The organism is Micromonospora sp. NPDC048843, from assembly GCF_040649965.1.
GTDB lineage: Bacteria > Actinomycetota > Actinomycetes > Mycobacteriales > Micromonosporaceae > Micromonospora > Micromonospora hortensis.
On sequence record NZ_JBEZGJ010000046.1, the window covers coordinates 23,573 to 40,807 of the forward strand.

A 17,235-nucleotide genomic window follows, 5' to 3' on the forward strand; every position below is an offset into this window, starting at 1 on the left:
ACCGGCGGCCGCAGCGGATGGCCGGGCGGCGCGGGCAGGCTCAACCGCATGATCACCGTGGAGAACCTCACCAAGCGATACGGGCCACACCCGGCCGTGGACGACGTGTCGTTCCAGTGCGAGCCGGGCACCGTCACCGGCTTCCTCGGCCCCAACGGCGCCGGCAAGTCGACCACCATGCGCATGATCTGCGGGCTGACCACGCCGACCGCCGGCCGCGCCACAGTCGCCGGGCACCCGTACCGGGAGCTGCCCAACCCGGGGCGGGAGGTCGGGGTGCTGCTGGACGCCTCCGCCCAGCACGCCGGGCGCACCGGCCGCGAGGCGTTGACGCTGTCCGCGTACACCATGGGGTTGGACCGGCGCGAGGTCGCCGCGAAGCTCGACCTGGTCGGTTTGAACGCGGTGGCCGCGAAGCGTCGGGTACGGGCGTACTCGTTGGGCATGCGCCAACGGCTCGGGCTGGCGCACGCGCTGCTCGGCGACCCCCGGGTGTTGATCCTCGACGAGCCGGCCAACGGCCTGGACCCGGAGGGGATCTTCTGGATGCGCGGCCTGCTGCGCGACTTCGCCGACCGGGGCGGCACCGTGCTGCTCTCCTCCCACCTGCTGCGCGAGGTGGAGGCGGTCGCGGACCGGCTGGTGGTTATCGGGGGTGGCCGGATCGTGGCCCAGGGCGACAAGAACGAGCTACTGGCCGGCGGTGGCACAGTGGTCCGGGCCCGCGACGGCGCGGCGCTGCGCCGGGCGCTGGAGGTGGCCAACCTGAGCGCCGCCGACAGCTCGGAGGGGCTGCTCGTGCAGGCCGACGCCGAGGCGGTCGGTCAGGCCGCCGCCGATGCCGGCGTCGCGCTGGCCGAGCTGCGCCCCGCCAGCGGCGGCGGCCTGGAACAGCTCTTCCTCACCCTGACCGCCGGCGAATCGACAAAGGAGGCCGTCCGATGACCACCACCACCGCGCCCGCCGCCGGCGCCCTCGCGCCCCGGCACCACACTCCGGTACGCCGACCGTCGCTGCTCCGGCTCAGCGCCGTGGAGGTGCGCAAGCTCGTCGACACCCGGGCCGGTCGCTGGCTGATGATCACCATCGGTCTGGTCACCGCCGCGATCGTCACCCTGCAACTGATCTACGCCGGGGACGCCGACCAGACCTTCCTCAACTTCTTCGTCCCCTCGCTGCTGCCGGTGTCGGTGCTGCTGCCGGTGCTGGGCATCCTGTCGATCACCAGTGAGTGGTCGCAGCGCACCGCCCTCACCACGTACGCCCTGGTGCCCCGCCGGGAGCGGGTGGTCGCCGCGAAGCTGATCGCCGTGTCGCTGACAGCGCTCGCCTCGGTGCTGGCCAGTCTCGCCGTCGCCGCCGTCGGCACGCTGGTGGCGTCCGCCACCGGCGGGGCGGGCACCTGGGAGTTCGACTGGTCGCTGGTCCTGAACGCGGGGATCCTCCAGGTCACCAGCGTGTTGATGGGTGCCGCCTTCGGTCTGCTGCTACTCAACCCGCCGCTGGCGATCGTCGGCTACCTGCTGCTGCCCACCCTGTGGGGGGTGCTCGGCGAGATGGTCAAGCCGCTGCGCGGTCCGTCCGAATGGCTGGACACCAGCAAGACCATGGAACCGTTGTTCAGCAGCGACGCCATCACCGGCGAGCAGTGGGGGCGGGTAGCGGTCTCCCTGTTGGTCTGGATGGTCCTCCCGCTGGCCGCCGGCCTGTTCCGGACGCTGCGCCGCGAGGTGTCCTGACCATGGACGTGGCCGGCTACCGTCCGCGCACAGTGGTCAGCGGCGGCCCGCTGGAGCTGGCGGTCATGTGGGGTGGCTTCCCGCTGCTCGGCGCGGGCGCCGGATGGCTGCTCGCGGCGGCGACGGGCTGGCTCGCCCGGCTGCCCTGGGTGCCGTTCAGCGACCTGATCGAGTGGTTGGACCGGCTGCCCGAGCCGCAGGCCACCGCCGGCACCATCGGTGTGGGCGTCCTGGCCGGCCTGGTCATCGCCGGGATCGGCACCGCCGAACGGTTGATCGTCACCGTCGACGGGGCGCAGGTCCAGCTGCGCCGCTCCGATGAGAACCGGACCGTCGCCCGGGTCGACACCCGGGTGGCCTTCCTCGCCGACAGGCACCTGGTGCTGCTGGACGCCGACGGCGCGGAACTGGTCCGGGAGTCGACGGACCTTCCGGCCGCCCAACTGGCGGCGGCGTTCCGAGAGCACGGCTGGGGCTGGGCGGACGACGACCCGCACCGGTCGGCGTACCGGCTGTGGGTTCCGGACCTGCCCGGATTGCCGGCCGGCGCGGACGCGCTGCTGCGCGCCCGGGATCGGGCCATCCAGCGGGACCGCCGCGACGACGCCCGGGAGCTGCGCCGCGAGCTGGGCCAGATCGGGGTGGTGCTGCGCGACGAGGGCAAGCGGCAGTACTGGCGGTTGACCACCAAGGCCCTCGCCCCCGGGCCGGAGCGGCCGACTTCGGCCGAGCGGGAGGCGGACGGGCGGTAGCGTCTGTCCCAGCAGACCCTGGGAGCCGCGCGATGACCGAACAGCAGCCGTACCGGGTGGTGTCCCGACACCCCGGCTTCGAGCTGCGTCGGTACCCCGCCCACCTGGTGGCCGAGATGCAGATCCAGGCATCGTTCACCCGGGCGCCGATCGAGGCGTTCCGGCCGCTGGCCGCGTACATCGGTGGCGCCAATCGGGCCCGGCACCCGATCGGCTCCGCCGCTCCGGCGATGGCGGCGGCCGGCGGCTCGGAAAAGATCGCCATGACCGTGCCGGTGGTGCAGATCGAGGGTGAGTGGCCGGGCGCGTACCTGATCCAGTTCGTCATGCCGGCCAGCTTCACCACCGCCACCCTGCCCGAACCGGTGGACGCCCGGGTGCGGATCCACGCGGTTCCGGCGCGGCTGGCGGCGGCGATGCGGTTCTCCGGGCGGTGGACGGAGCAGGCGTTCAGCCAGCGGGCCACGATGCTTGGCCGGTCGGTGACCGCGGCCGGGCTGCAACCGACAGGCGCGATCCGGTACGCGCGCTTCGACCCGCCGTGGAAGCCGTGGTTCCTACGCCGCAACGAGGTGGTGCTGCCGGTCGTCGAATGAGCTACCTGAGCTGCCGACGATCCTCGACGCTGGGCCGCGCCAGCAGCACTGCCATACCCAGCCCGGAGAGCAGCCCGGCCAGGGAGGCCAGCAGATCGGAGTCGGCGGCGTGGATCGGGCTGTTGCCGGCCAGCGCGGTGAGCGCCGCACCGATCGGGATCATCATCATCATGGTGATGGCCGTGGCCAGCAGCAACACCAACGGGCCCACAAGCGCGATGAGCGCGGCCAGGGCGTGGTGCCACCAGATCGGCCGACCACCCGGCCAGTCCCAGGCCAGCAGTGTGACTCCGGTGAGCAGCACCACCCCGAGAGCGACCTCCGGCAGGAGTCGTTCGCCGGGCGCTGTGGCACGGACCAGCCCGACGCCGAGCAGGGCCACCACTGTGAGGCCGGCCGCCAATCCGACGCGAACCCGGGTCCGCGCCGGAGCCGCCGCCAGCGCGGCGCCGACGGCCACTGCCACCAGCAGCGCCGCGGTGACCAGGGCGCCCTGGTTCAGCTCCGGCTCCCGGTCGGTCGGTGACTCCATCGCGGCCGCCACAAGCGTCAGCACCCCGGCCACGCAGGCCGCTCCGGTCAACACCCGCCGGTCGGTGGCCGGGGTCGTGCCAGGCTCCCGCCCCGACGGCGTGTCAGGCTCCCGCCTCGGCGTGCGGCGCTCCCACCAGAGCAGAAGCGCCGCGACCACGCCGAGCACGGCGCAGCCCGCGACGGCCAGCAGCACCGTCGCGTCGACGCCGATCGGGTCGGCCCGGTCGACAGCCACGTCGGCGGCGATCCAGCAGCCGCCCAGCACCACCGCCGGGCCGCCCCACCGCACCTGCCCCCGCCCGGCAAGCACCAGCCCGAGCGGCACCACCATGATCGCCATGAACCGCAGGTCGCGCGCCCAGTAGGTGTTGTTGCCCGGCAGGATCTCCGACCACGGGCCGAGCGGCTCGGTCAGCGGTTGCCACGTGGTCATGCCGTACGCCCAGAGCGCGACGGCGGCGGCGGAGAGGAGCAGCCCGACCGGGCGCGCGAATCGCATCAGTGGACGGTAGCGGCCCTACCGCCCGTGCGGGGGCGCGGTCATCCGCCGACCGGTGACCGGGCGGGACGGTGGCGCAGCAGCCGCCACGTCGGCAGCACACTGGACAGCACCGCGAGCAACAGACACAGCCCCACCACACCGGCGACCACCGACCACGGCATCACCAGGTCGACGGGGGCACCGACCTGCTCGGCGAGGCCGGCGCTGATGCTGAGCAGACCGACGAACGCGACAGCCCCACCCAGCAGCGCGCCGATCAGGACCACCAGTGCGGACTCCGCCGTGACCAGCCAGATGACCTGCCGTCGGGTCGCCCCGGCCATCCGGATCAGCCGCAGGTCCGCGGCGCGGCCGGCGGCGGCCAGCAACAGCGTGTTGGCCACCGCGATGGCGCCGTAGCCGGCGGACACCCCGATCAGCAGCAGTGTGAAGAGCCAGACGAGCCGGTCCTCGGCGGCGTCCGCCTCGGCCGCCCAGCCCGGGACGTCGAGGATCCGCGCGCCGACCGGCGGATCGATGCGGTCCCGGACGTACACGGTGGACGTCAGCGCCGACGGGTCGTGCGCCCGCACCACGGCCCGCGGCACGAGCAGGTCGCCGGGGATCGAGGTGTCGTCGACCACGGCGACGACGCGCAACGACACAGTCGTCCCGTCGGCGAAGACCACCGGATACGGCTCGGACGGCAGCCGGTTCGCCGAGGCGCTGACCACCACAGTGTCGTCACCCCTCAGGTCGTTCAGTGAACCGGCGACGACGGTGAGCACCCGGTTCGCGGTGGCGAAGCCCTCCGGGTCCACACCGAGCGCGGTCATCGGCCGGTGCGGTGGCGATGTTCCGGGGTCGGTGCGGTAGACGGTGGTCGGCAGGAGCGCGGTGCCACCGGTCGCGGCGACTGCCCTGTCGGACAGGCCGGGTGCGCGGTCCGGCACGACGATCCAGCCGGCGTTCACGTTGTCCGCCCGACCCGCCGCGTACGCGGCGGTGGTGGTGCGCACCATCCCGGACACCAGCACCGCGAACGCGACAGTGAGCAGCACCGGCGCGGCGATGGCGGCGGTCCGTCGGGTCGCTGTCAACGCCCCGCCCCGGACCAGCATGCCGATCGCGCCACCGGGCCGACGCACCGGGGAACGCAGCAGCCACACCAGCGGCCCGACCACCACCGGGGCGAGCACAGTGGTGCCGGCCACCAGCGCCATCACCGCGTAGAGCGCGTACTGCGCCCCCACCCGAGCCTCGTCGGCGGTCGCCGTGCCGAGGCTGAGCGCGGCCCCCGCCGCGAGGAGCAGCACCCCGGTGGCGGCGCGCAGCCGCCCGATCGGTCGCTGTTCCACAGCGGCCTCGCGTAACGCCTCCAACGGACGGACGCGCGCCGCCCGGCGGGACGCCGACCAGACGGCCAGCAACGCGATCACCGGCCCGGCGGCGAGCGAGACCGCGACCGGCCAGAGTTCGTAGCGGACCCGGAAGGTCGACGGTTCGTAGCCGAAGTCGACCAGCAGCCGACCCAGCAACGGGGCGAGCGCCGCGCCCACCAACAGGCCGACGAGCCCCGCCGACACGCCGACGGCGAGCGCCTCGGCGTACACCATGCGGCGGACCTGGCGTCCGGTGGCGCCGACGGCGCGCAGCAGGCCCAGCTCGCGGCGGCGCTGCGCGATGGTGAACGCGAAGGTGGAGGCGACCACGAACACCGTGACGAAGCCGGCGAGGGCTGCCGTGGCGGTGAGCACCTGCATGCCGATCCACCGGGTACGGGCGTCGCCGCGCGGCTCCAGCGCACCACGGGCGGCACCGGTGAGCACCCGTCCGTCGCCGGCGACGACCCCGCGAGCCGCAGTGGCGACGCGCTCGGGGTCGGCGTCCGGGGCGAGCACCAGCCCGATGGCCCGCACGCCGGGCGCGAGCGCGGCGGCGACATCGTCCGCGACATGGACGCCGGGTCCGTCGACCAGACCGGTGACTGTGTACGACTCCGGGCCCGCCGCGGTCAGCACTGTGACCGGTGCGCCGACGCGCAGTCCGAGCGCCCTGTCGACGACCACCTCGCCGGGCCGACGGGGCTGCTCGCCAGCGGTGAGGCGCAGCCCACCGAGTTGGGCGCTGGACCAGCCGTGCCCCTGGTAGGCGTCCTCCCGCCGGGTGTCGGCGGCCGAGGGCCGGCCGTCGACGAGCGGCTGGGCGTAGAAGGTGCGGTCCGGCACCGCCGCCACCACGTCCGGCAGACCGGCCAGCCTGCCGGTCAACTCCGCCGCCGCGCTGGCGGACCAGGGCCGGGTCGGCACGAACTCGTCAGCTGACGCCCCCGCCTCCGGGCTCTGCACCACTACCGCCGCCCGCGCCAGCCGGTCCGGCACCTGCGGGCGGCCGGAAGCGAGCAGCAGGGTGGCCGCCGCGACCAGCGTGACCCCGATGGCGACGGCCACGAACGCGCTCGCCGACCGCCGGACGCTCAGCACGACGACTCCGCGACGGTCTCCCGCTCGACGATCCGGGCGGCGACGACGGCGGCGGTGATCGGGCCGGTCAGCTCGTCGACGACGCGACCGTCGGCGAGCAGGAGGACCCGATCGGCGTACGCGGCGGCGGCGGGATCGTGGGTCACCATCACGACGGTCTGCCCGTGGTCGTCGACGAGCGCCCGCAACAGCCGGAGCACCTGCCGGGAGGACGCGCTGTCCAACGCCCCGGTCGGCTCGTCGGCGAAGACCACCGCCGGACGGGTGATCAACGCTCGGGCCACGGCGACGCGCTGCTGCTCCCCGCCGGACAGCTCACTCGGCCGGTGCCCGGCCCGGTCGGCGAGGCCGACGGCGTCGAGGGCGGCGGCCACGTCCCCGGCCGGCGGGCGGCGGCGCGCCAGGCGCGACGGCAACTCGACGTTCTGCGCGGCGGTCAGCGTGGACACGAGGTTGAACGCCTGGAAGACGAAGCCGATCCGGTCCCGCCGCAGGCGGGTCAGCTCGTCCTCACCGAGGTCGTTGAGGCTGGTGCCGTCGATCGTGACGGTCCCCTCGGTCGGGCGGTCCAGCCCCGCCGCGCAGTGCAGCAGTGTGGACTTCCCCGAGCCGGAGGGGCCCATCACCGCAGTGAACGTGCCGCTCGCGAAGCCGGTGGTCACGCCGTCGAGCGCCGTCACCCGCCGGGTGCCGGCACCGTACACCGCGCGCAGCCCCGTCAGGGTCACCGTATGTGTGGTCATGACCGTTACCGTGCCGAATGCCGGGGGTACGGCGCGTCGGACCGGGGCGGGCACTTTCCGGCCCTCCCCCGGGTGGACTCGGCGGCCCGCAAGCGCCGGCACATCGTCCTGCGGGATGACCACCCGCAGGCGGACGCGGCCGACCCCGCCGGCCGTTACCGTTCGACGGATGACCGCTCTTCTGCTGACCCGACGGATGCGGCCGGCGGACCTGTACGCCGTGGACGCCCTGCTGGCGGTGGCCGTCGGTGGGCTGCTCTGCCCGTACGCCGCGCTGGAATCGCCGCTGCACGGCGGCGTACGCGAGCCGCTCTGGGTGTCGGTGCTGGTCGGGATGGCCCTCGGGCTGCCGTTGGCCGTCCGGCGACGGTGGCCGATGACGGTGGCCGTCGTGATCAGCTCGATCACCACTGTCGCCCTGGTCACCGGGGTGATACCCAACTTCGCGGCCGCCGCTCCGGCGTTCGCCATCGGCCTGTCCTTCTACACGGTGGCCGTGTTGACGCCCACCCGCCGGTCGATGCTCTGCGCCGCCGGTTGTCTGGCACTGGTGAGCGTCGGCCTGGCGCTGACCGCTGGCGACCTCTGGTCGCGGACCGGCGGGGTCGTCTACGCCACCGTCATGGTCGCGCCGGCCTGGGTGATCGGTTGGCTGATCCGGGAGCGACGCGCCCTCGCCACTCGGCAGAGTGATCAGCTCGTCCGTCAGGCCGCCACCGAGGAGCGGTTGCGGGTGGCGCGTGAACTGCACGACGTGGTCGCGCACACGCTCAGTCTCATCGTGGTGAAGGCAGCCGTCGCCAATCACGTCGCCGAAGCCGACCCCCGCGAGGCGGGCGCCGCGCTCCGGGTCATCGAGCAGACCGGCCGCACCGCGCTGACCGACGTCCGTCGGGTGCTCGGCGTGCTGCGCGAGGACAGCCCGTACGCGCCGACGCCGGGGCTGGACGAATTGCCCCTCCTCGCCCGGCAGGCGGCGATCGGCGGCGTCGACGTGCAGCTCGACGTGCGGCGGGACGAGCCGGCCGGCGCGGTGCCGGAGTCGGTGGGCCTCGCTGTGTACCGGATCGTGCAGGAGGCGGTGACGAACGTGGTCAAGCACGCGGCGCCGGCCGCCTGCCGGGCTACGGTGACCGTCCGGCCCGACGAGGTGCGGGTGGAGGTGACCGACGACGGCCAGCGGCCGGCTCTGCTCGGCGGGGAGGGGCACGGATTGATCGGCATGCGGGAACGGGTGGCGTTGCACGGCGGGGAGTTCCGCGCCGGCCCCCGCTCCGACGGTGGCTTCGCGGTGACGGCCAGCCTCCCCTACCGGGTGGCCGCGTGATCCGCGTGCTGATCGCCGACGACCAGGCGTTGCTGCGCGGCAGTTTCCGGCTGCTGGTGGATCTCAGCCCGGACTGCACCACTGTCGGTGAGGCGGGCACCGGCGTGGAGGCAGTCGCGTTGACCGGGCAGCACCGGCCGGATGTGGTGCTGATGGACGTGCGGATGCCGGAGATGGACGGCATCGAGGCGACCCGGCGGATCTGCGCCGACCCGGCGACGGCCGACACCCGGGTCATCATCCTGACCACGTTCGACCTCGACGAGTACGTCTACGGTGCGCTGCGCGCCGGGGCGAGCGGGTTCCTGCTCAAGGACACCCCACCGGCGGACCTGCTGACCGGGATCCGGGTGGTCGCCGCCGGGGAGGGGCTGCTCGCGCCGACGGTGACCCGCCGGCTGATCGACGAGTTCGCCCGGCAGCCGGAGCCGACCCGACCGCTGCCCCGGCGCCTCGACGGGGTGACCGACCGGGAACGGGAGGTGCTCGCGTTGATCGCCCGGGGCCTGTCCAACGCGGAGTTGGCCGCGCACCTCAACCTCAGCCAGGCCACAGTCAAGACGCACGTCGGGCGGCTGCTGACCAAGCTGGCGGTACGCGACCGCGCCCAACTGGTCATCGTCGCGTACGAGACGGGCCTGGTGGGTCCTCACCGGCCGGGGTAGCGAGGTCGTGTCTCGACGTGGGCGCGGGAGCATCCGATCCGGACGCTCCCGCGCTCACCGAGATCAGCTGACGTACACCGACGTGCTGGTCGCCGACTGGAAGTCGGTCGAGGTGCCGGGGTAGACGACCCGCCAGAAACCTGCCGTCTTCCGGTAGATCGACGTGGCGAAGTCGTAACTGGCGCCAGCGTAGATGGTGGCCTGGGTGCCCCAGGTGCCCTCGACGCCGGTCGCCGAGAACTGCACCTTCAGCGGCACCGTTCCCGGGGACAACCCGCCGTTGAACTCCATCTCACCGCTGAGCGCCACCGTCGTCGCGTTCTCCCGGACCGCCGAGAAGCTCCGGAACGCGGCCGGCTGTAGCACTGAGATGTTCGTGCTGGCGATCGCGGCGCTGACGAACTCGTCGTTCATCGAGTAACCGACCTGGAGGCGGCCGGACTCGTACGGCGAGGTGGTCAGCGAGTATCGACCGTCCGCGTCAGTGGTGGCGGAGCCGAGGTACGTGCGGCAGTAGTCGGCGCTCATGCAGAGGGAGACCCCCGGCTCCACACCGGGCACCGGCACCCAGCCCTCCGGCGTCCGCCAGGTCAGCCGACCGCTCACAGTGACGTTCTCATCCTTGAGGATCTTGGATTGGTCCGCCTCGATGGTGATCCGCATCGGCCGCTTGGTGATCGCGATGGGGGTCTCGGCCGAACGCGACGAGCCGTGGAAGAGATGGTCGTTGTCATAGCTGTAGGACGCGTACACCATCACGTCCTTGCGACCGATCGTGACAGTGCCGGTGAAGGAACCATCGGCCCTGGTGGTGACCGCGTCCCAACTGAAGCCGGCGTTCACCGACATGGGGAACCTCCCCAGGGACCTGATCTCGCCGCTGCCCGGCCAGCGCCCCTTGAGCCATCCCCGCACTGTCACGTTGCGATTCTCGTAGGTCACAGTGGTGCGGTTCAGCGTGACGTTGTCGAAGAACGTGACCACGGAGTAGTCCAGGTCGCCGGCATCGGTCTGGGTGACGTGGTGACCGGCCTCGTCGGTGACCTCCACGTCGACCCGGTAGTAGCCGAGCTTGTCGAGGACGATCGGGTTGGATCGCCACACGCCGTCACGCTCGGTGCCGGACTGGAGGTAGAAGTCCTCCTGAACGGCGACCTCCGCCCCGGTGTTGTACTCGCGGATGTGCGCACGGACGTCGGTGACGTCGCTGGGCGACGTGATGGACACCAGCAACGTGCCCCGATCGAGGTCGTAGTCGCTGTGAGCGGACGTGACGACCGGAATCTCGTCGGCGTGTGCGGTCGCGGGAAGCCCCACGATCGCCGTCGCCGCGGCGACGGCGATCGCCACGGCAAAACGGGAACGGATCAAAGTTGACCTCCAGGAAAGGCCGGCGATTCGCTGAGTGGCGGCCGGCAGAGGAAGCCTATCGATCCCGTCCGACAGCTCCGCTCGCACCGCTAGGCTGACGCCGTACCCATGTGGACGGAGGTGGACGGGATGACCCGGTACGTCGCCCTGCTGCGTGGGGTCAACGTCGGCACCACCCGGCTGGCGATGGCTGACCTGCGCCGGATCGTCACCGACCTCGGGCACGAGGACGTCACGACGTACCTGCAGAGCGGCAACGTGGCCTTCGGCAGCTCGGTGCGCGACGCGGAGAAGCTGGCCGCCGGCATCGCGCGGGCGCTCACTGACGAGCTGGCGCTGACAGTGCCGGTGTTGGTGCGCAGCGGCCGGGAGTTGGCGGCGATCGCCGGCGGCAACCCGTACGCCGACCGGGAGGACGACCCGACGCGACTGCTGGTGGCCTTCCTCGCCACCGCACCGAGCAAGTCCACGGTGGATGCCCTGTCCGTGCCCGGTGGCGAGAACGTGTCGTTCACTGTGACCGGCCGAGAGGTGTTCCTGCACTACGTCGACGGCGGTTACGGGCGGTCGAAGTTCACGAACGCGTACCTGGAGAAGAAGCTCGCCGTGGTGGCCACCTCCCGCAACTGGAAGTCGGTGCGGGCCCTGGCGGAGATGACCGCCTCCTGACCGGGGTGGGGGCCGCGCCTCGGCGACCCCCACCGACGCTGCTCAGAAGTGGTACGCGGTCTCGTACTCGGGCACCAGCACCCGGCTGCGCGGCGAGATCCGGCGCACCGCGGCGATCATCTCGTTCAGGCGGGTGCGGTCGGTCGGGGCCACCGGCGGCGGGTTCTGCAACGCCGTCTCGAAGTTGTCGTAGTGCACCGGCACCACGACCTTCGGGTAGTCCAGGCCCGCCAGCAGCCGGGGCAGGTAGTCGCCGGTGGTGGTGGCGTTCTGCATGGCCACCATCGCCACGTCGGGCGCGAGGCCGGTGAGGTTCCGCTCGGCGACGTCGCTGGCCCCGGTGAAGTAGACCGACGGTCCGCCGTCGACCCGCAGCAGGTAGCCCAGCGTGTCGCCCTCCGGCAGGTCGGCGATGGTGGCCGGCTGCGGCGGCGGGCTCACCCGCACCCCGGGAAAGGCCACCGAGTACGACGGGTTGCGGCTGTGCAGCGAGCCGACCACCTCGACGCTGTGGTCGCCGAAGTCCAGCACCTCGCCACCCTTCACGGCGCTGAGCTGCGTCGACGGCAACTCGTAGGCCAACCCCAGGTGGTACGCGGTCAGCGTGCCGAACACCCGTGCGCCGGTGCGCTCGGCGATGTACGGCACGTCCATGAAGTGGTCCCAGTGGGTGTGCGTGACCAGCACCGTCGTGGCCCGGTCGACGCGCGGGTCGATCACGTCGGTGCGCACCGTCAACGCGGTATCGGTCTTGAACGCCCCGGTGAACAGCCCGGTGTCGATCCGGCTCAGGAACGGATCGACGAGGACGGTGCGGTCGCCGATGTCGACGCGCCAGCCGGCAGTACCCCACCAGCGGAAGCTGACCGGGCCCTTGCGGCGAGCGGTAGGCGTGGGCGCGGCGGTCGAGGGCGCGGCCTGCGCCGGGGTGGCGACGCCGGCGACGAGGCCACCGGCGGAGACCAGGGCGGTGGTGGCGGCGGCGTCGCGCAGGAAGCGTCGGCGGTCGAGACTGGGCATGCGGATCTACTCCCCGTGGTCGGGTGATGTGTCGACCACGAGCCAATCAGCGGCACCGGGCCGCGGTCCAAGATCAAGGGCCGTCGGCTTCGATACGCCCACGGATATCGAGCCTGCTCAGCAGGGGTGCGGCGGCGCTCGGAGGGCACGAAATCAGTCGCCGCGCAGCGCCCCGACGGCCGTCCGGGCGGCCTCCCCCATCGCCAGGTCCACGTCGATGCGGCGTGGGGTCAACTGTTCGGCACGGGCGAAGACCGCGATCGCGTACCGGCCACCGTCGGGGTATTCGGCGACCCCCGCCTCCAGGTGGAACCCGGGCAGGGTGCCGGTCTTTCCGGAGACCCGGACGCCGGGCGGGAAACCGGCGGCCAGCCGGGTCCAGAAGATCTGCCGGGCCATCCAGGTGCGGACCATCGCGCAGGCCGCCGACGGCCCGGCCTCGTCCCGCCAGATCAGCGCGAGCAGCCGGGTGATCTCCCGGGCGGTGCTGGACGTGGTGTGCGCGGGGTCGAAGACCCGCATGGCCCGGACCCGGTCCGCCGGCAGCGTCGGAAAGATCCGGGCGAACTCCGCCTCGGTCCGGGCGCCCACGTCGGCGAGCATCATCTCGACCAGTTCCCGAGGGCCGCCGAGGACGCGGGTACGGGTCAGCCCCAGCTCGACGGCGAGCATCGGCAGCAGGTCCGGGCCGACCCGGCGCAGCAGCAGGTCGGCGGCCGTGTTGTCGGTGACCGACATGGCGAAGTACGCGAGGTCGCGCAGCGACACCTCGGCGTCGTCGTCGCAGCCGGCCAGACCCCACCCACCGAGCCGGTCGGCGGCGGTGACCAGGACCCGCTCGGTCGGGTCCAGCTGACCGGCCTCGACCTGCCGGGCGAACTCCAACACCAGCAGAATCTTGAAGATCGAGGCGATCACCACCTGCTCGTCGGCCCGCACCCCGACCTCGCGACCGCGCCCGGCCGGGCCGCCACCCTCGACGGCGCTCAGGTCGACGGCGTCCAGGTCCACGACGTGCAGGCTGGCCGTCACCCCGACGGCGGCGAAGATGGCCCCGATCCGTTCCTCCACGTCCACGTCCACGCCAGCACGGTATCCAGCGCCGCGGTGGCGGTGCTGGCGTAGGGTCCCGGCCGTGGATCTGCTCCGGCACCTGCGGCACTTCGTGGTGGTCGCACACGAACTGCACTTCGGGCGGGCCGCGGAGCTGCTCGGGATGGCCCAGCCGCCGCTGAGCCAGTCGATCCAGCGGCTGGAACGGGAGCTGACTGTCGAGCTGTTCGACAGGTCCCGCCGCCAGGTACGCCTCACCACCGCCGGTGAGTTGCTGCTCGGCGAGGCGGAGGAACTGCTCGCCGGCGAGGGTCGACTCCGCAGCCTGATGGGGCAGATCCGCGCCGGTGAGCTGGGCGTACTCCGCGCCGGGGTGCCACCGGAGACGCCCGCCGTGACGCTGCGCTCGCTGCTGGACGGGCTCACCACCCGGGCGCCCGGCCTGGACGTGGAGCTGCACGAGCTGACCACTGCCGAGCAGGTACGGATGCTCGCCGAGCGGACCCTGGACGTGGGGCTCGTGCATCACCCGGTGGCGGCGGACGGGCTGCGCTTCGGGGCCCCGGTCGACGTACCCCTGGGGGTGCTGCTGCCGCGCACCTCGCCGCTGGCCCGCGGCCGCGAGGTGACGCTCGCGTCGTTGAACGGTCTGGATCTGGTGGCCGCTCCCCGCGCCACAGCCCCCGGCTGGCACGACCACCTGCTGGCGGTGTGCCGGCAGCACGGATGGCGCCCGGCCCGGGTGCGTCCGGCCCGCAACCCGGAGTTCCTGTGCGGGCTGGTGCTGGCCGGCGGCGGGGTGGCAGTGGAACCGGCGGCGGTGGCCCGCCGGGAACCCCGGATGGCCTGGCGGCCGATCACCGACGCGCCGCTGGCCAGGCGCACCTCGGCGGCCTGGCCGGACCGTTCGGCACACCCGGCGGCGGCGATGTTCGGCCAACTCGCCGCGGAGGTGCTGGCCGATGCCGAGCCCACGGCGCCCGCGCCGGCCACGACGTCGGTGCCCGCGGCACGGCCGTGGCCGGTGCTGTTCGACACGACCGGGTGAACCGATCCGCCGTTGCGTTCGTCACCCCCGATTGGGCGGTGGATCGTCCGCCCACCCGGGTATGGATGACACATACGAAGACGAGAAGGAGCCGCAGTGGCAATCACGATTCCCGACATCAGCCTGAACGACGGCACCACCATTCCGCAGCTCGGCTTCGGGGTGTTCCAGATCGAGCCGAAGGACACCGTCGCGGCGGTGACCACCGCCTTTGAGGTGGGCTACCGGCACATCGACACCGCCGAGATGTACGGCAACGAGGCCGAGGTCGGCGAGGCGGTCCGCGTGTCCGGCCTCGACCGGGGTTCGGTCTACGTGACCAGCAAGCTGAACAACGGCTTCCACCGCCCCGACGACGCCCGCCGGGCGTTCGACTCGACGCTCGCGGCGCTGAAGATGGACTACATCGACTTGTTCCTGATCCACTGGCCGCTGCCGACCCTGTACGACGGCGACTACGTCTCGACGTGGAAGGTGCTGGAGGAGTTCCAGCGCGACGGCCGGGCCCGCTCGATCGGCGTGTCGAACTTCCAGGTGTCGCACCTGGAGCGGCTGGCCGACGAGGCGAGTGTCGTGCCGGTGGTCAACCAGATCGAGGCGCACCCGTACTTCGGCAACGACGAGGTCCGCGCCTACGGCCGTCAGCAGAACATCCTCACCGAGGCGTGGTCGCCGATCGCGCAGGGCAAGGTGCTCGACGACCCGACGGTGGTCGACATCGCCGGGCAGCTCGACCGGACCCCGGCGCAGGTGGTGCTCCGCTGGCACGTGCAGCGCGGCGACATCATCTTCCCGAAGTCGACCACCCCGAAGCGGATCGAGGAGAACACCCGGATCTTCGACTTCGAGCTGGACGACGCGGCGATGGAGCGGATCACCGCGCTGAACAAGGGCGAGGCCGGCCGGCAGGGCCCGGACCCGGATACCTTCGCCTACCTGCCCAACTGACCTGCGCTGGGGCGGGCGCCCATTGCGCTGGCGCCCGCCCCTCCCCGACCCCCCGGTCAGATCCGGCCCACGGAGTCCTGGTTCTGCAACACCAGCCACCGGCCGTGCTGGTAGGTGTAACTCACCCCGATCAGGAGCGGCACCCTGGTGCCGGTGGCCGGCACCGCGTAGACGGAGTCGAACAGCACGAAGCCCGTCCGGCAACCCACCACTGTCTGCTTCGCCACGCTGAAGGACTGGGTCCAGGAATCGTCGGCGAAGAACCCGCGCAGCCAGTCCACTGTGGCCCGTTTGCCGTCGAGCACCTCCCCGTCGGAGGCGAAGACTGAGGTGACGTCGGGGTGCAGCAGCGCGGCGAAGCCCTCCAGGTCGCGCCGGGCGGTGGTCTCCACGTACGCCCGGACGGCGCGGTCGAAGGCGCGCTCGCAGCCGCCGGCCGCCGCGTCCCCGGTTGTGGTGTCGCCCGGGCCGGGGGTGGCGGCCGACACCGCGGACGGAACGGCGGCGAGCAGGCCGGCGGTGAGCCCGAGCAGCGCGATGGTGCGGCCGAGCCGGCCGGCGGGACGGGCGGAGGCGGGTGGACGCATCGGGTTCTCCTTCGGACGAGTGGTTGTGCAGTCGCAGCCAACCCGGCCCGCCACGCAGTCGGCCAGTGATTCGAACCAGTTCGAATGCCGACGGCACATCGATGCCACCGCTTGTACGATCCGCGCTGTGATGGTCGCGCATCTGGACGGTTCGAGCCTCGCCCGGCTCCGGTTGGCGATCTCGCCGGCCTGGGAGGTGACGTCCTGGCTGCGGGCAGCGCTCTCGCGGTTCGGGCATCCGGTGCACGGCGATCCCGGTCCAGCCGCCCGCGCCGCGCTGCGGCACCCCGACGTAGCCCTGGCCGCGGAGCTGCTGACCCCGCCCGGCCGGCTCGGCTACACGCCGGACCTGCTCACGCCGAAGCCGCCGCTGGGCCCGCTCGACACGATCTTCGAGCAGCAGTTGGCGGCCACGGCCGCGACCTCGGCCAACGAGGTGGCGACACAGATGAACGAGCGGTTCCCGACGGGCCCGATGCCGGTGCGGGTCCGCGCGGCGGTCGAGGACGGCACCCTCGCCCGGCGGGTCACCGACGGGCTCCGGCACTTCTGGCGGGCCGCGCTCGCCGAGCAGTGGCCGGCGGTACGGGCCATGCTGGAGGCCGAACTGGCCGTGCGCGCGACCTCGATGGCCACCGCCGGGGTGGGCAGCATGCTCAACGGCCTGCACCCAAAGGTCGGCTGGACCGGCAGGTCGCTGACCATCGACAGCTCGTACCGGATCACCACGGCGCTGACCGGCGCGGAACTGGTGCTCGCGCCGTCGGCGCTGGCCTGGCCCCAGGTGTCCACCCAGCTCTGCGACGAGGGCAACGCCGTGCTGGTCTACCCGGTCGGCGCCGGGCCGACGGTTCAGCGCCGGGCGGGTCGGCTCGGTGACCTGGTCGGTGCGAGCCGGGCGGCGATCCTGGCGGACCTGGACGTGCCCCGGTCCACCGGACAGCTCAGCGAGCGGCACCGGCTGGCCCCGGCTACCGTCTCCTACCATCTGGGGGTGCTGCTGCGGTCCGGCCTGGTGGTGCGCACCAGGGAGCGGCACAGCGTGCTCTACCGGCGGTCCGACCACGGGGACGGGCTGGTCGGCTGCCGGCCAGGTCAGGGCGGCGCGACGCGCTCGGCGAGCTGGCGGAACACCGCCTGAGTGGGCGAGCCGGGGCGAGGTACCGAGCAGCTCGGTGACCAGCTCACGGATCGCCGGGTCGGCCGGGTAACGGCCGTA

Annotated in this window: 17 protein-coding genes; 10 read left to right on the plus strand and 7 right to left on the minus strand. The window is 72.7% G+C overall.

From position 1 onward, the window contains the following. The first annotated feature begins 48 nt into the window (after window positions 1–48). From AB0C20_RS13895 to AB0C20_RS13910, 4 genes are read left to right on the plus strand one after another with little or no spacing between them, the layout of a single operon-like run. Window positions 49–945 (plus strand): ATP-binding cassette domain-containing protein, encoded by an 897-nt coding sequence (locus AB0C20_RS13895; protein ID WP_357184329.1) that lies wholly within the window; start codon window positions 49–51, stop codon window positions 943–945. Beyond that, window positions 942–1,739: an ABC transporter permease gene (locus tag AB0C20_RS13900; RefSeq protein WP_357184326.1), complete on the plus strand. Its 798-nt coding sequence runs from the start codon at window positions 942–944 to the stop codon at window positions 1,737–1,739. The genes AB0C20_RS13895 and AB0C20_RS13900 overlap by 4 nt, the downstream gene beginning before the upstream one ends. Before the next feature lie 2 nt (window positions 1,740–1,741). Further along, window positions 1,742–2,491, plus strand: coding sequence for a hypothetical protein (locus AB0C20_RS13905; RefSeq protein ID WP_357568100.1), 750 nt, complete (start codon window positions 1,742–1,744; stop codon window positions 2,489–2,491). Between the two features lie 32 nt (window positions 2,492–2,523). After that, window positions 2,524–3,087, plus strand: coding sequence for a heme-binding protein (locus AB0C20_RS13910; protein WP_238683446.1), 564 nt, complete (start codon window positions 2,524–2,526; stop codon window positions 3,085–3,087). 1 nt (window position 3,088) lies between these two features. Here the strand turns inward: AB0C20_RS13910 and AB0C20_RS13915 are convergent, their stop codons facing one another. Genes AB0C20_RS13915 through AB0C20_RS13925 form a run of 3 tightly spaced genes read right to left on the minus strand, consistent with a single transcriptional unit; the run spans window position 3,089 to window position 7,328 of the window. Continuing rightward, a complete protein-coding gene (locus AB0C20_RS13915) occupies window positions 3,089–4,120 on the minus strand; it encodes a hypothetical protein (protein WP_357568101.1) in 1,032 nt (343 codons plus the stop codon). A 41-nt stretch (window positions 4,121–4,161) separates the two neighbouring features. Then, window positions 4,162–6,585: an ABC transporter permease gene (locus tag AB0C20_RS13920; protein WP_357568102.1), complete on the minus strand. Its 2,424-nt coding sequence runs from the start codon at window positions 6,583–6,585 to the stop codon at window positions 4,162–4,164. After that, a complete protein-coding gene (locus tag AB0C20_RS13925; RefSeq protein ID WP_357568103.1) occupies window positions 6,579–7,328 on the minus strand; it encodes an ABC transporter ATP-binding protein in 750 nt (249 codons plus the stop codon). Before AB0C20_RS13925 ends, AB0C20_RS13920 begins: the two co-directional genes overlap by 7 nt. A gap of 169 nt (window positions 7,329–7,497) precedes the next feature. Here AB0C20_RS13925 and AB0C20_RS13930 point away from each other — a divergent pair, with 169 nt between their 5' ends. Next, entirely contained in the window at window positions 7,498–8,655 is a 1,158-nt protein-coding gene (locus AB0C20_RS13930) for a sensor histidine kinase (protein WP_357568104.1), read from the plus strand. Then, window positions 8,652–9,320 (plus strand): response regulator transcription factor, encoded by a 669-nt coding sequence (locus AB0C20_RS13935; protein ID WP_357568105.1) that lies wholly within the window; start codon window positions 8,652–8,654, stop codon window positions 9,318–9,320. Before AB0C20_RS13930 ends, AB0C20_RS13935 begins: the two co-directional genes overlap by 4 nt. Before the next feature lie 63 nt (window positions 9,321–9,383). Here AB0C20_RS13935 and AB0C20_RS13940 read toward each other — a convergent pair whose 3' ends face one another. After that, entirely contained in the window at window positions 9,384–10,670 is a 1,287-nt protein-coding gene (locus AB0C20_RS13940; protein ID WP_357568106.1) for a hypothetical protein, read from the minus strand. A gap of 150 nt (window positions 10,671–10,820) precedes the next feature. On the opposite strand from AB0C20_RS13940, the gene AB0C20_RS13945 reads away from it, so the two are divergent. Beyond that, on the plus strand, window positions 10,821–11,360 hold the full coding sequence (locus AB0C20_RS13945; RefSeq protein WP_357184302.1) for a DUF1697 domain-containing protein: 540 nt from the start codon (window positions 10,821–10,823) through the stop codon (window positions 11,358–11,360). A gap of 42 nt (window positions 11,361–11,402) precedes the next feature. Here the strand turns inward: AB0C20_RS13945 and AB0C20_RS13950 are convergent, their stop codons facing one another. Together AB0C20_RS13950 and AB0C20_RS13955 are read right to left on the minus strand one after the other, a co-directional pair. After that, on the minus strand, window positions 11,403–12,380 hold the full coding sequence (locus AB0C20_RS13950) for an MBL fold metallo-hydrolase (protein WP_357568107.1): 978 nt from the start codon (window positions 12,378–12,380) through the stop codon (window positions 11,403–11,405). Window positions 12,381–12,533: 153 nt separating this feature from the next. Then, complete coding sequence (locus AB0C20_RS13955; protein WP_357568108.1) at window positions 12,534–13,463, minus strand: serine hydrolase; 930 nt, start codon at window positions 13,461–13,463, stop codon at window positions 12,534–12,536. Between the two features lie 52 nt (window positions 13,464–13,515). Between AB0C20_RS13955 and AB0C20_RS13960 the strand changes: the two genes are divergently transcribed. Then, on the plus strand, window positions 13,516–14,481 hold the full coding sequence (locus AB0C20_RS13960) for a LysR family transcriptional regulator (protein WP_357184293.1): 966 nt from the start codon (window positions 13,516–13,518) through the stop codon (window positions 14,479–14,481). A gap of 96 nt (window positions 14,482–14,577) precedes the next feature. Further along, window positions 14,578–15,429, plus strand: coding sequence for an aldo/keto reductase (locus tag AB0C20_RS13965; protein ID WP_357184290.1), 852 nt, complete (start codon window positions 14,578–14,580; stop codon window positions 15,427–15,429). A gap of 56 nt (window positions 15,430–15,485) precedes the next feature. Here AB0C20_RS13965 and AB0C20_RS13970 read toward each other — a convergent pair whose 3' ends face one another. Beyond that, the gene (locus tag AB0C20_RS13970; protein ID WP_357184287.1) at window positions 15,486–16,016 is read right to left on the minus strand and encodes a nuclear transport factor 2 family protein; all 531 of its coding nucleotides are present in this window, start codon (window positions 16,014–16,016) and stop codon (window positions 15,486–15,488) included. Between the two features lie 130 nt (window positions 16,017–16,146). Between AB0C20_RS13970 and AB0C20_RS13975 the strand changes: the two genes are divergently transcribed. Beyond that, window positions 16,147–17,157, plus strand: a complete 1,011-nt coding sequence (locus tag AB0C20_RS13975; protein WP_357568109.1) for a winged helix-turn-helix domain-containing protein — start codon at window positions 16,147–16,149, stop codon at window positions 17,155–17,157. Window positions 17,158–17,235 lie beyond the last annotated feature (78 nt).